The organism is Micromonospora sp. NPDC049529 (genome assembly GCF_055586685.1).
Window position 1 is genome coordinate 533,273 of record NZ_JBVJHT010000001.1, and the last position, 12,920, is coordinate 546,192.

Here is a 12,920-nt window from a genome sequence, read left to right on the forward strand (position 1 = left end):
CAAGAGCGGGAGGGGAGGGGCAAAACAACCCCCCCCCCCCCCCCCCCCCCCCCCCCCCCCCCCCCCCCCCCCCCCCCCCCCCCCCCCCCCCGCTTCACGCCCCCCACCCCCACCCGCCACCCCCCCACCGTCGATCTAGGGCAAATACGTGTGGTTAGAGATCAACAAGCACGTATTTGCCCTAGATCGACGCGGGGAGGGGTGGCGGGGGGAGGGGCGGGAGGGGGTGGGTGGGGAGGGTGTAGGTGGTGTTGGGGAGACGGGTTACCAGGCCGTCTTCGACGAGGGTGGCCAGGGCGCGGGTGCGTTGGGCGTCGTCGGGCCAGACGAGGTCGAGCTGGGCGAGGGGTACAGGGGCGGTCGCGTCCCGGAGCACCGCCAGCAGAAGGCCGCGTACCTGACGGTCGGTGCCGGCGTAGCCCTGGGGGCGGCGGGTCGGGCCGGTCGGCGGCGGTGCGCCCGAGGCCAGCCAGGCGCACCGGTCGGCGAGCGGGCAGTCCACACACCGGGGAGCACGGGCGGTGCAGATCAACGCCCCGAGCTCCATGAACGCCGCGCTGGCCCGAGCCGCCCTGGCCGGCTCCACCGGCAGCAGTTCCGCCGTGGCGACCAGGTCCGAGGGGCGGGTCGCCGGGCCGGCATCCGCGGCACCGGCCACCGCCCGAGCCACCAACCGGCGTACGTTCGTGTCCACCACCGGATGCCGCTGCCCGTACGCGAACGCGAGCACCGCCCGTGCCGTGTAGTCACCGATACCGGGCAGGGAGAGCAGGGCAGTCAGGTCGGTCGGCACTTCGCCGCCGTGCCGTTCGACCAGTGCCACCGCACAGTCGCGCAGCCGGAGCGCCCGACGGGGGTAACCGAGCCGCCCCCACATCCTGATCGCCTCGCCTGGCGGGTCGGCGGCCAGTTCGGCCGGCCCCGGCCAGCGGGCCAGCCACGCACGCCAGGCGGGTAGGACCCGTACGACCGGGGTCTGCTGCAGCATGACCTCGCTGACCAGCACCGCCCAGGCGGTCACGTCGGGCTCTCGCCACGGCAGGTCACGCGCGTTCTCGTCGTACCACCGGATGGCCACGGTGGCGAGGGATGGTTCGGACATCGCGCCCGATCCTGTCACGGCCACCGGCGCCGCGACAGCGGACCGCCGTCGGCGTCGTCGTCCGCACATCCCGACGTGCGGTGGCGCGCCGTGGATCGGTGCCCGGCGGTGTGGTGGCTGTCCCGCAGCGTGGACCGGTGGGCCGTCCCGAGGCGAAAGGCGGGCGCCGATCGGGCAGAATGCCCGGATGAGCCAGCTCGCGATCACCGTCATCGGTCATGACCGGCCCGGCATCGTGGCCGATGTGGCAGAGGCGCTCGCCCGGCTCGGTGCCAATCTGACCGACTCGACGATGACCCGGTTGCGCGGGCACTTCGCGATGACGCTGATCTGTGTCGGCCCCAGCGCCGACGAGGTCGAGTCCGCGCTGCTCCCGCTGGGCGCCGACGGTCAACTGCTGGCCACCGTACGGGCGGTGCGCGCGGACGGGGAACAGCCACCGGCCGGCGAGCCGTACGTGCTCGCGGTCCACGGTGCCGACCGTCTCGGCATCGTCGCCACGGTCACCCGGGTCCTGGCCGAGTACGGCGGCAACGTCACCGACCTGACCACCCGGCTCACCGGGCCGCTCTACCTGATCGTGGCCGAGGTGGATCTGCCGCCGGGTACCGCCGACCCGCTCGGCGTCGCGCTGACCGAGGTGGCCGCGGGCCTGGACGTTGAGGTGACCCTGCGACGAGCCGACTCGGACCTGCTGTGAGCGCCGACGACGCCCTCGTCGAGCCGGGGCCCACCGACGATCGACAACGGAACGGGTCGGGTGACCCGACTCCGGCCGGGTCGGGTGGTGGCGTGGGCCGAGCCGGACAGACGCCGGTGGTGGCCGATCGGGCTGCCGGGCCGAGTCACAAGGCCGCTGGCGGGGACGCCGGGCAAACGCCCGAGGTCGCTGGCGGGAAGGTCGGGCAGAGTCCCGAGGTGGCTGGCGGGGACGCCGGGCAGGGGCCCGCAGAGGCCGGCGGGGATGTTGGGCTGGGGGGCTGGAGGCCGGAGCTGCTCGGCCCGGTGGGGCGGGTACGGCCGGTGGTTTCCGCGCCGGACCCGGTGCTGAGCCGGGGCGGTGTCGATGTCGACCCGACCGCCGACGAGGTGGTCCAACTCGCCGCCGACCTGATCGCCACCATGCGCGCCGCACCCGGCTGCGTCGGGCTGGCGGCGCCGCAGATCGGGATCGGGGTACGGGTGTTCGCGGTCGACGTGACCGGACATCCGAAGGCGGTGACCGTGCACGGGACGTTCGTGTTGTGCAACGCGACGGTGGTCGAGGCGAGCCGGTGGCGGCCGGGCCGGGAGGGCTGTATGTCGGTGCCGGACCTGACCGGTGACGTGAAGCGGGCCAGTCGGCTCGTGGTGACCGGTGAACTGCCCGGCACCGGTGAGCTGGTCCGGTTGGTCGCGGACGGCTTCGAGGCGCGGGCGTTGCAGCACGAGATCGACCACTGTGCCGGTCTGCTCTTCCTGGACCGGGTGGCCGGTGCCCACGCTGTGTACCAACGCAAGGTCTACCTGTGATCGACACCGGATTGGCTTGCCCCGTACGGGTTTCCGGACGCCCGCAGCGGGTCTGCGGGGGCTCGGATCGGGGATTCCGTACCCGCGAACCCCGGCGCGTCGCGGGAGTCCGCCGAGTGCGCCCGGATACGGTGAACGCATCATGCGTTTGACGGTTGGCCCCCTGTCACCCGCCGTCTATTGGCGGCGTCGAGCCGTCGTGCTCGGCGTGGCTCTGCTCTTCCTCATCGTCGTGCTCTGGTCCTTCACCGGGCAGGGTAAGTCCGATCCGAACGCGGCGAAGCCCACGCCGACGCCGACCACACCGGCCGAGGGGCAGCCCAGTTCGCCGGTGCTGACCCCGGAGACCGGTGCGCCGGCCTCCGAGGGGGCGGAGGAGCAGCCGGCGGATGTCGGACCGGCCGTCGCGGACCCGCAGCCGCCGGCCGGAGATCCGGTGGCCCCGCCGGCCGGGACCGTGCCGGACGTGGTGCCGCCGGCCGCCGGCTCGTGCACCGACGACGAGATCTCGGTCGTGCCGGTGCCGTTGGCAAAGTCGATCAAGCAGGGTGGCACGGTCGGGCTGCGACTCGAAGTCACGAACACCTCGAACCGTACGTGCAGCCGTGATCTGGGGGCCGATCTCCAGGAACTCTTCATCAAGCGCGGTGCGGAGCGGGTCTGGTCGTCGGACACCTGCGGGACGAAGGGCACCAGCGTGGTGTCGCTGGTGCCGAACGTGAAGCACACCTTCCAGGCGGACTGGAACGGCAACCGCGACACGAAGTGCAGCGGCTCCCTGGCGGCGGGAGACAACGCGGAGCCCGGCGAGTATCAGATCTTCGCGCGGCTCGGCACCAAGCACAGCGACCCGGTGGCGCTGACCGTCACGAGTTGACCCCGGTCACCGCCCACCCGGCCGCTGTGAGCCGGCCGGGTGACGGCTGACGAGTCAGACGTACCGCTCCAGGATGGACGCCTCGGCGAGCCGGGACAGACCTTCCCGTACGCCACGGGCGCGCGCGTCACCGACGCCGTCGACCGCCTGGAGGTCCTCGACGGTGGCGCCGAGCAGTTGCTGAAGGCTGCCGAAGTGACCGACCAGCCGGTCGACCACCGCACCGGGCAGCCGGGGCACCTTGGCGAGCAGCCGGAAGCCGCGTGGGCTGACCGCCGCGTCCAGCGCGTCGGAGGCACCGTGGTAGCCGATCGCCTTCGCGACCGCCACCAGATCGATCAGCTCGGTGGCGGTCAGCAGGTCGAGTTCGACCAGCGCCTCGTCCAGAGTCCGCGCCTTGCGCCCGGTGGGCAGGTAGTCGCGGATCACCAGGGTCCGGTCGGCGTCGACCCCGGCCATCAGCTCGTCCAGTTGCAGGGCGAGCAGTCGGCCGTCGGTGCCGAGTTCGACCACGTAGCCGGCGATCTCGTCGGCGATCCGGCGCACCATCTCCAGGCGCTGCACCACGGCCACCGCGTCCCGTACGGTGACCAGGTCCTCGATCTCCAGCGCCGACAGGGTGCCGGAGACCTCGTCGAGCCGCAGCTTGTAGCGCTCCAGGGTGGCGAGCGCCTGGTTGGCCCGGGACAGGATCGCGGCCGAGTCGTCGAGCACGTGCCGCTGGCCGTTGACGTAGAGGCTGATGATCCGCATGGACTGGCTGACCGAGATGACCGGGTAGCCGGTCTGCCGGGCGACCCGTTCGGCGGTGCGGTGCCGGGTGCCGGACTCCTCGGTCGGGATCGACGGGTCGGGCATCAGGTGCACGGCGGCCCGGACGATCCGGGTGCCGTCGCTGGACAGCACCACCGCACCGTCCATCTTGCACAGTTCGCGAACTCGCGTCGCGGAGAACTCGACGTCGAGCGGGAAGCCGCCGGTGCAGAGGGTCTCGACGACCTTGTCGTAGCCGAGCACGATCAACGCGCCGGTACGGCCGCGCAGGATCCGCTCCAAACCGTCGCGCAGGGCGGTGCCCGGCGCCATCAGCGCGAGATTGGCGCGTAGCGGATCGCCGGTGGTTCCGGGTACGTTCACGGTCACCCCCGCGCTGATGGTGCGTGCCAGAGAACCCACGGCGCTGCCGCGGGCCGGGGCACTCGCGCCAGCGCTTCTGCTCGCGTCGCGGTCGGTTGGCACCCGGACAGTCTACGGATCGGCGTGCACTCGGTGCTGCCGCGGTTACTGTGATGTGGCACTGCGTCCGTTCCCTTCGCCGCGATCGGGCCGGCGCCGGGCTCGGCGCAGACCATCCGGGTGTCGGTCAGATTCGTCGTACGAGGATCTATCAGGGACTTTCCGGTCACTCGGCGGAGACCCGGGCAGCCTGTTGCAGGGCCGATCGTACGTCGGTGACCTCCAATACCCGCATGTTCTCCTGGCTCACACCGGTCGATTCCGGTCCGCAGCCCTGCGGCACCAGGGCGAAGCGGAAGCCCAGCCGGGCGGCCTCGGCCAGTCGCCGGGGCACGGCACCGACCCGGCGGACCTCGCCGGTCAGGCCGACCTCCCCGATCGCCACCAGGTTCGGTGCGATGGCGAGGTTGAGGCCACCGGACGCGACGGCGAGCGCGACGGCCAGGTCGGCGGCTGGTTCGACCACCCGGATTCCGCCGACGGTGGCGGCGAAGACCTCCCGGTCGTGCAGGGTGAGCCGCTCCGTACGGCGTTGCAGGACGGCGAGGACCATGGCCAGCCGGGCCGAGTCGAGCCCGGAGACCGTCCGCCGGGGCGAGCCGGCGACGGTCGCCCCGATCAGTGCCTGGACCTCGGTGAGCAGGGCCCGGCGCCCCTCCATCGCCACCGTGACGCAGGTGCCGGGCACCGGCTCCGTGTAGCGGGTGAGGAACAGCCCGGACGGGTCGGCGAGACTGCTGATCCCGCCCTCGTGCATCTCGAAGCAGCCGACCTCGTCGGCGGCGCCGAACCGGTTCTTCACCCCGCGCACCATCCGCAGCGAGGAGTGCTTGTCGCCCTCGAAGTGCAGCACCACGTCGACCAGGTGTTCCAGCACCCGGGGGCCGGCGACCTGGCCGTCCTTGGTGACGTGCCCCACCAGTACGACCGCCACGCCGCGCTCCTTGGCGACCGACACCAGGGCGGCGGTGACCGCCCGGACCTGGGTCACCCCGCCGGGCACCCCGTCGCTGGTCTGGGTGGCGATGGTCTGCACCGAGTCGAGCACCAGCAGGCCGGGCTTGACCGCGTCGAGGTGGCCGAGCACCGCGCCGAGGTCGTTCTCGGCGGCCAGGTAGAGCTGCTCGTGCAGGGTGCCCATCCGTTCGGCCCGCAGCCGGACCTGGCTGACCGACTCCTCACCGCTGACCACGAGCGACGGGCTGCCGGCGACGGCGGCCCACTGCTGGGCCACGTCGAGCAGGAGGGTCGACTTGCCGACGCCGGGCTCACCGGCGAGCAGCACCACCGCGCCGGGCACCAGGCCGCCGCCGAGCACCCGGTCCAGTTCGCCGATGCCGGTCGGTCGGGCCTTCGCCGGAGCGGCGCTGATGGTCGCGATCGGCCGGGCCGGCTCGCCCGGCATGCGGGAGCTGACCACCCGGCCGCCCACCGTGGGGCCGCTGACCACCGTCTCGATGACCGCGCCCCACTCGCCGCACTCGGGGCACCGGCCGACCCATTTCGGTGGCTGGTGCCCGCAGGCGTCGCACTGGTAGGCGGGCCGGGGTTCACGGGTCGTGGCTCGGGCACGCGTGGGGGTCGCGCGGGGAGCGGGGGGCGGGGTCACCCCGCGACGTTAGCCAATCCGTACGACGAAACGGGCCGGTCGTGGCCACTGCCACGCCGACCCGGTTCGATGATCTTGCGATGTGCCGGCGGTGCGCCGACCTCGGAGCCCCGGAGGCTCAGCCCTCGTGGCCCTCGCCACCGACCACCGGGGTGGCCGCCGGAGGGGCGGTCAACGGGATCGCGACCGGAGCCGGGGTCCGGATCTGCTGGCCGCCGAAGTCGAAGACGAGCTCGACCGACTGTCCCGGCCGCAGCGTCTCGTTGAGCCCGGCGAGCTGGAGGAAGCTGCCGGTGGTCGGGTTGAGCACGACGAATTCGTGCGCCGGGATCTCGATCTTCGCAGGCTGGTTGCTCGGCGGCTGGCTGGTCGCGGCGGTGGTCGGCTCCGGCGAGCCGCTTGCGCCGCCGGACGGGGTCACGCTCGGCGAGCCGGACGGGGTCACGCTCGGCGAGCCGGACGGGGAACCGGACGGCGAAGCGGGAGCGGAAGCCGGCGGCGACGCGCTCGGCTGCGGGCTCGGGGCCAGCTTTCCGCCGAGCACCACGGCCTGGGCACTGGTGGTGGTGACGGTGACCGTCACCGGCTTCATCGAGTCGTTGTAGATGGAGACCTCGAGCGGCGCGTCGGAACCGGCCGGGTAGCCCTTGGTGTCCTTGTAGACGACCGCGAGGTTGCGCAGCTTGAAGGCGTCGTCGTCCGTCTGGGTGTTCACCCCGGAGACGGTCGGCCGCATGGCCGCCGTCTCGGCGATCTGGCCCGTCCCGCAACCGGAGAGCAGCAGGGCGGCAGCGGTTGCCGCACCGCCCAGCAGCAGCGCCGCCCGCCGGGGTCGCCTGATCGAGCGCGTCACGTCGGTCCTCCTCGTTGCGATCCACGCCCAGCTGACACCGGGCGCGGTGGCCATACCCGCGCAGACCGGGCTCCAGGGTAGTGGGGGGTCGTGCCGTCCCGTACGCCGACCCGGTTAACCCGCCAACAGGGGACGGCCCGCTCACACCACCCGTCCGCTGGCGACCAGGAGCACCACGTCGATCACGGCCACCACCAGCACCGCCCGGAACACGCCGACGGCCCGGTTGCCCCGTCGACCGGCCGAGCGGCCGGCGTACCAGCCGAGCGGAAGGACCACGGCGGCGGCGGCGATGGCCGCGAGCCCGGCCCACGACGGCGGCCCGGACGGACCGAAGACGAGCATCGCGGTCGCGGCGAGCAGCAGTACGGCGGCGGCCACCCGCGACCCGGCCGGGCCGATCCGGTGCGGCAGGCCCCGCACCCCGGTCCGGGCGTCGTCGTCGAGATCCGGCAGTACGTTCGCGAAGTGCGCGCCCGCGCCGAGCAGCGCTCCCGCCGCGACCAGCCAGCCGGGCGGGGCGGGCGAGCCCGGTAGGGCGAGTACGACGAAGGCCGGCAGTGTTCCGAACGAGACCGCGTACGGCAGCACGGAGACCGGAGTGGACTTGAGCGGCCAGTTGTAGAGCAGTGCGGAGATCAACGCCACGCTGATCGCGATCGTGGCGGACGGGTTGAGCAGCAGGGCCAGTGCCGGGGCGGCGAGCGCGGCGGCGAGCCCGCACACCAGGACCAGGCGACGGTCGAGCGTCCCGTCGGTCAGTGGTTTGTCGGTGCGGCCGACGGCGGTGTCGCGGTCGGCGTCGAGCCGGTCGTTGAGCCAGCCGACCGCCAGCTGCGTCGCCAGTACGGTCACCGCCACCGTCGCGACGCCGCCGGGCCGGTGGCCGACCCCCCAGGCAAGGAGTGCCGACACCCCGGTGACGGCGGCTGCCGGCTCCGGGTGACTCGCCCGGACCAGCCCTAACACCATTCGCGACATAGAAGAAGTCTGTTCGTTACCGGCGAGTCGTGCCAGGCTCAACGCCATGGCGAGTGAGGATCCCTGAGGTGGGCGACGTCGAGACGGCGCGCGCCGGGTTTCCGGTCCGGCCGCGTAATGATCCACGACAGTACGACGATCTGGCCGACGAGTGGTGGCGGCCGGATGGTGTCTTCGCGATGCTGCACTGGCTGGCGCGGGCACGGGCGGAGATGGTGCCGGTGGCGACCCGCGCCGGGGCGCTCCTGGTGGACGTGGGCTGCGGCGCCGGCCTGCTCGCCCCGCACGTGGCGGATCGTGGTTACCGGCACGTCGGGGTGGACCTGACCAGGTCGGCGCTGGCTCAGGCGGCGGGGCACGGGGTCACGCCGGTCAACGGCGATGCCACCGCGCTGCCGTTGGCCGACGGCTGCGCGGACGTGGTGGCCGCGGGTGAGCTGCTGGAGCACGTACCGGACTGGCGGGCGGCGGTGGCCGAGGTGTGCCGGGTGCTCCGGCCGGGCGGCACGCTGGTGCTGGACACGCTGAACGACACGGTGATCAGCCGGCTGGTGGCGGTGACGCTGGCGGAGCGGGTGCGCGGGGTGCCGCGCGGGATCCACGATCCACGGTTGTTCGTGGACGCGCGGGCGCTGGTGGTGGAGTGCGCCCGGTACGGGGTGGTGCTGCGGCTGCGCGGGATCCGTCCGGCAGTACCGGGCCTGCTGCGCTGGCTGGTCCACCAGTCGAGTGGTGGCGGGGCGGTGGGACCGGTGGCCGGCGGTCGGGCAGCACCTCGGATCGTGCCCACTCGGTCGACGGCGGTGCTCTACCAGGGCCGTGGGGTGAAGCATGGGTAGGTGTGGAGGGCGGCACGGGTAGGCAGGCGGGTGGCCCGGCAGTACGGGTGACGTGCAGGAGGGGGCAGGTATGGCGGTGGACGCGCTCGGAGCCGCGCGCCGGTTGGCGCCACGGTTGGCCGCGCGAGCGGCCGAGCACGACCGCGAGGGCACGTTTCCCGTTGAGGATTTCGTGGACCTCCGGGATGCGGGCCTGTTCGGGCTGATGGTGCCGGCGAACCTGGGCGGCTTCGGTGCCCGCTTCGCCGAGTACGCCGGCGTCGCCACCGAACTCGGGCGGGGCAACGGTGCGACCGCGCTGGTGTTCAACATGCACGCCTCCGTCACCGGTGCGCTCGGTGCGGTGACCGAGGAGTTGGCCGAGGCGCTGGGCCTACCGGACGAGGCGCTGGCGGCGCGGGACCGGTTGCTGGCCGAGGCGGCGGCCGGCGCCTGGTACGGCGTGGCGATGAGCGAACGGGGTGCCGGTGCCCGGCTGTCCCAGCTTTCCACGGTGTACGAGCCGGTTGACGGCGGTTTTCACATCAAGGGCGCGAAGACGTTCTGCTCCGGTGCGGGGCACGCGGACGCGTACCTGGTGGCGGCCCGGAGCGTGGCCGACCAGTCGGTGGTGTCGCAGTTCCTCGTGCCCGCGTCGGCGGACGGGCTGCGGGTCGAGCCGACCTGGGACTCGCTCGGCATGCGCGCGACCGCCTCGCACGACCTGCACCTGGACGTGACGGTGCCAACGGACCGCCTGCTCGGCGGGGTGGAGGGGCTGGCCCTGGTGGTGGCGCAGTTGATGCCGCACTGGCTGGTGGCGAGCTACGCCGCGGTCTACGTGGGGGTGGCCCAGGCGGCGATCGATGCCGCGGTCGCGCACGTCAACGCCCGCAACCTGGGTGAGCTGCCGGCGATCCGGGCCCGGATCGGGCGGGCCGACGCGGCGGTGGCCGCGGCCCGGCTGGTGGTGGCCGAGGCGGCCCGCCGGGTGGACTCCGAGCCCGGTGACGCGGAGACCAACCGCTGGGTGTGGCGGGCCAAGCTGCTCGCCGGGACGACGGCGGCGGAGGTGGCCGCGTCCATGCTGGAGGCCGCCGGTACGTCGGCGACCCGGCGGGGCCACCCGCTGGAGCGGTTGTACCGGGACGCGCGCTGCGGATCGCTGCACCCGGCGACCTCGGACGTCTGCGCCGACTGGCTCGGCGTCGCGGCGATCGGTGGGGACCCGGACCGGGACGGGTCGGCCCCCCGATGGTGAGCGCGGGCGGTACGGGGGAGCTGCCGGTGATCGCCGGCCTGGGTGTCGCACTGCCGCCCCGCGCGGCACAGACCGACCTGTGGGCCGGTTTCTTCTCGAAACACTTCGAAGGTACGACCCGTGCCCTGGCCGAGCGGATCTTCGCGAACTCGGGCGTGGTGACCCGGCAGGCGGCGGTCAACCCGCTGCTGGAGGACGTTTCGGCCTGGCCGACCGAGCGGCGGATGCGGCGCTACCTGGTGGAGGCGTTGCCGCTGGGTAAGGAGGCGGTCGGCCGGGCGCTGACCGGCGCCGGGCTCTCCGCCGGTGACGTGGGCCTGTTCGCGGTCTGTTCCTGCACCGGGTACGCCACACCGGGGCTGGACATCCTGCTGGCGCGGGACATGGGCATGTCGGCCGCGACCCAGCGGGTCTTCATCGGGCACATGGGCTGTTACGCGGCGCTGCCCGGACTCGGCACGGTGAGTGATTTCGTCGCCGCCCGTGGCCGACCGGCGTTGTTGCTCTGCGCCGAGTTGACCAGCCTGCACATCCAGCCGTCGTCGGCGCGGGTGGACACCCAGCAGATCGTTTCGCACGCGCTCTTCTCGGACGCCGCGGTGGCCGCGGTGCTCACCCCGGCCGGCCGCCCCGGGTACGCGGTCCGCGAGGTCGTCGCGGTGACGGACACCTCGACGGCGGACCACATGACCTGGGACGTCACCGACACCGGGTTCCGGATGGGCCTGTCCCCCCGGGTGCCGCAGGTCCTCGCGATGCACGTACGCGGCCTGGTGGACGACCTGTTGGCCCGGCACGGGCTGGGCATCGACGAGGTGGACGGCTGGGCGGTGCATCCGGGCGGTCCCCGGATCCTGAACGTGGTGGAGCACGAGCTGGGCCTGCCGCCGGAGGCGTTGGCCGACTCCCGGGCGACCCTGGCCGACCACGGCAACTGCTCGTCGCCGACGGTGCTGCTGATCCTGGACCGGTTGCGGTCCAGGCCGGTGCCGCCGCGTCGGGTGGTCATGCTCGCGTTCGGCCCCGGCCTGACCCTGTACGCGACCCTGCTCGAATTCGTCCCGCCGTGCTGAGCCGTGCCGCGCCGAACCGCGCCCGGCCGAGCCGCGCCGGGTCGACCGGTGACCGCCCCGACCCGGCCGGGGCTGATCGGGACGTCGGTGTCCTGCTGGCCGTCGGTACGGCGGTGGTGCTGGCGGCCGGCGGCTGGTGGTGGGTGGCGGCGGAGCCGGAGTCGCCGGCGCCGGTCGCCGCGCCGAGGGTCGCGCCACCGGTCGCTGCGCCGGAGCCGTCGTTCGACGTGTACCGGGTGGAGCCGGGGGCCCGGCTGTTGCTGCCCGACGCCGGTGGGTCGCTGCCGGAGTTTCCCGGGACAGTGCGGCGGGACCTGTTCGCGGTGCACGAGGGGACCACCACCGACTGGCCGGTCCAGGTGGAGTCCGGTGGGCGTTACCTGTTGCAGTACGTCTGCGCCGGGTACGGGGAGTTGACCATCCGGGTGGACGGCGACCGTACGGGTCCGACCGAGAATGCGCTGGTCTGTGGCGACGGGTTCACCAGCAGGATGGTGACCACGGCCGGCACCCGGATGGTTATCCAGGTGTCCCGGGCCCGCCCGCAGTCGGGGCCGGTCGAGGTGGCGATCCAGTTGCTGGCCCTGTCCTGATCAGCGCCGTACCGACCGGTGCCGTCCCGGTCGACCCGTCCTGGTGTGACCTGTTCCGGGCAGGGAGGTGCCGTCGGAGTGGGCTCACCGTCGGGTGAGCGCGGGCAGGTCGGGCTGGTAGTCGGCGGGTGAGGCCAGGGCGGGCAGGATCCGGACGATCGAGCCCGCGCGGTCGACCAGCACGGCGGTGGCGGCATCGGGCCGGGGTTCGACCTGGACGAGACCGCGTAGTTCGGCGGCCGGGTCGGCCAGTGCGCGTACCGGTGCGCCGACCACCGGTGCCGGGCTCGGCAGTGGGCTGGGTCGGGACCGGCCGCTGGTCACCACGATCACGGTCACCCCGGCGGGTGCGGCCGCAGCGGCGGCGGTCACCTGTTCGGCGCAGGCGCAACCGTCGGTCAGCAGGATCACCGCCGGGAGCAGTCCGCGCAGGGCGACCGGGGCGGCGTCAGAGTCGACCAGGTCGAGCGCGGGCAGCGTACGTCCGGGGCTGCCGCCGGTGCTGGCGCGCGGAGCCGCGGGTTGGCGCTGCTGGCCGGGCCAGGCCACCGCGAACAGGCTGCCGAGGGCGGCGATCAGTGCCAGCGGCATGATCAGCAGGGTGAGTCGTACGGCGGAGAGACCGCTGGTACGGCCGAGGCCGAGCCGTCGGCGCCAGGTCGAGCGCCGGGCCTGCTGGCGCAGCTCGCGGCGGACGAGGGCTGCCTCGGCGGCGAGTTCGGCCGGGTCGTCGGGGATGACGATCGGGCCCCAGCCCGGCGGCAGGTCGGGCAGGCCGTCCGGTTGGCCGCCGAACTCCGGCCAACCTTCGCTGTTTCCCGGCGTGCCCATCGTGCCCCCTGGCCGGTCACGTGATAATGGATCGGGCTCCTCGTCCAGCGTCCCGTACCGGGGCCCGTACCGCTAGTCTCCGGCGCCCCCTAAGGGGGAGAGATATGATTGAACCACCGGAACGCCCTACATCCGATTCTTCCGACTAGGCTCGCCGGCCGGTGATCCGGAGGT

Annotated in this window: 13 protein-coding genes; 7 read left to right on the forward strand and 6 right to left on the reverse strand. The window is 73.3% G+C overall.

What is annotated here, in order from left to right; genetic code table 11:
- Positions 1-181: 181 nt before the first annotated feature.
- Positions 182-1,102 carry an HhH-GPD family protein gene (locus ACZ6QQ_RS02490; RefSeq protein WP_465873668.1) on the reverse strand — a complete coding sequence of 307 codons (921 nt, stop codon included), beginning with the start codon at positions 1,100-1,102 and terminating at the stop codon, positions 182-184.
- Between the two features lie 187 nt (positions 1,103-1,289).
- On the opposite strand from ACZ6QQ_RS02490, the gene ACZ6QQ_RS02495 reads away from it, so the two are divergent.
- From ACZ6QQ_RS02495 to ACZ6QQ_RS02505, 3 genes are all read left to right on the forward strand, one after another.
- Entirely contained in the window at positions 1,290-1,802 is a 513-nt protein-coding gene (locus tag ACZ6QQ_RS02495; protein WP_465873669.1) for a glycine cleavage system transcriptional repressor, read from the forward strand.
- A gap of 218 nt (positions 1,803-2,020) precedes the next feature.
- A complete protein-coding gene (locus ACZ6QQ_RS02500; RefSeq protein ID WP_465873671.1) occupies positions 2,021-2,614 on the forward strand; it encodes a peptide deformylase in 594 nt (197 codons plus the stop codon).
- 142 nt (positions 2,615-2,756) lie between these two features.
- Positions 2,757-3,491: a hypothetical protein gene (locus tag ACZ6QQ_RS02505; protein ID WP_465873673.1), complete on the forward strand. Its 735-nt coding sequence runs from the start codon at positions 2,757-2,759 to the stop codon at positions 3,489-3,491.
- Positions 3,492-3,545: 54 nt separating this feature from the next.
- On the opposite strand, the gene disA is transcribed toward ACZ6QQ_RS02505, so the two are convergent.
- The 4 genes from disA to ACZ6QQ_RS02525 form a co-directional block, all read right to left on the reverse strand.
- Positions 3,546-4,730: a DNA integrity scanning diadenylate cyclase DisA gene (gene disA / locus ACZ6QQ_RS02510; RefSeq protein ID WP_465873675.1), complete on the reverse strand. Its 1,185-nt coding sequence runs from the start codon at positions 4,728-4,730 to the stop codon at positions 3,546-3,548.
- A 163-nt stretch (positions 4,731-4,893) separates the two neighbouring features.
- Complete coding sequence (gene radA, locus ACZ6QQ_RS02515) at positions 4,894-6,336, reverse strand: DNA repair protein RadA (RefSeq protein ID WP_465873676.1); 1,443 nt, start codon at positions 6,334-6,336, stop codon at positions 4,894-4,896.
- A gap of 118 nt (positions 6,337-6,454) precedes the next feature.
- Positions 6,455-7,189: a hypothetical protein gene (locus tag ACZ6QQ_RS02520; protein WP_465873677.1), complete on the reverse strand. Its 735-nt coding sequence runs from the start codon at positions 7,187-7,189 to the stop codon at positions 6,455-6,457.
- Positions 7,190-7,330: 141 nt separating this feature from the next.
- Positions 7,331-8,218 carry a UbiA family prenyltransferase gene (locus ACZ6QQ_RS02525; protein ID WP_465873679.1) on the reverse strand — a complete coding sequence of 296 codons (888 nt, stop codon included), beginning with the start codon at positions 8,216-8,218 and terminating at the stop codon, positions 7,331-7,333.
- Between the two features lie 20 nt (positions 8,219-8,238).
- Here ACZ6QQ_RS02525 and ACZ6QQ_RS02530 point away from each other — a divergent pair, with 20 nt between their 5' ends.
- From ACZ6QQ_RS02530 to ACZ6QQ_RS02545, 4 genes are all read left to right on the forward strand, one after another.
- The gene (locus ACZ6QQ_RS02530) at positions 8,239-9,009 is read left to right on the forward strand and encodes a methyltransferase domain-containing protein (RefSeq protein WP_465873680.1); all 771 of its coding nucleotides are present in this window, start codon (positions 8,239-8,241) and stop codon (positions 9,007-9,009) included.
- A gap of 70 nt (positions 9,010-9,079) precedes the next feature.
- Complete coding sequence (locus ACZ6QQ_RS02535) at positions 9,080-10,249, forward strand: acyl-CoA dehydrogenase family protein (protein WP_465873682.1); 1,170 nt, start codon at positions 9,080-9,082, stop codon at positions 10,247-10,249.
- Positions 10,243-11,322 (forward strand): type III polyketide synthase, encoded by a 1,080-nt coding sequence (locus tag ACZ6QQ_RS02540; protein WP_465873684.1) that lies wholly within the window; start codon positions 10,243-10,245, stop codon positions 11,320-11,322. The genes ACZ6QQ_RS02535 and ACZ6QQ_RS02540 overlap by 7 nt, the downstream gene beginning before the upstream one ends.
- On the forward strand, positions 11,316-11,915 hold the full coding sequence (locus ACZ6QQ_RS02545) for a hypothetical protein (protein WP_465873685.1): 600 nt from the start codon (positions 11,316-11,318) through the stop codon (positions 11,913-11,915). Before ACZ6QQ_RS02540 ends, ACZ6QQ_RS02545 begins: the two co-directional genes overlap by 7 nt.
- Positions 11,916-11,999: 84 nt before the next feature.
- On the opposite strand, the gene ACZ6QQ_RS02550 is transcribed toward ACZ6QQ_RS02545, so the two are convergent.
- On the reverse strand, positions 12,000-12,746 hold the full coding sequence (locus ACZ6QQ_RS02550) for a hypothetical protein (protein WP_465873687.1): 747 nt from the start codon (positions 12,744-12,746) through the stop codon (positions 12,000-12,002).
- Positions 12,747-12,920: the final 174 nt, after the last annotated feature.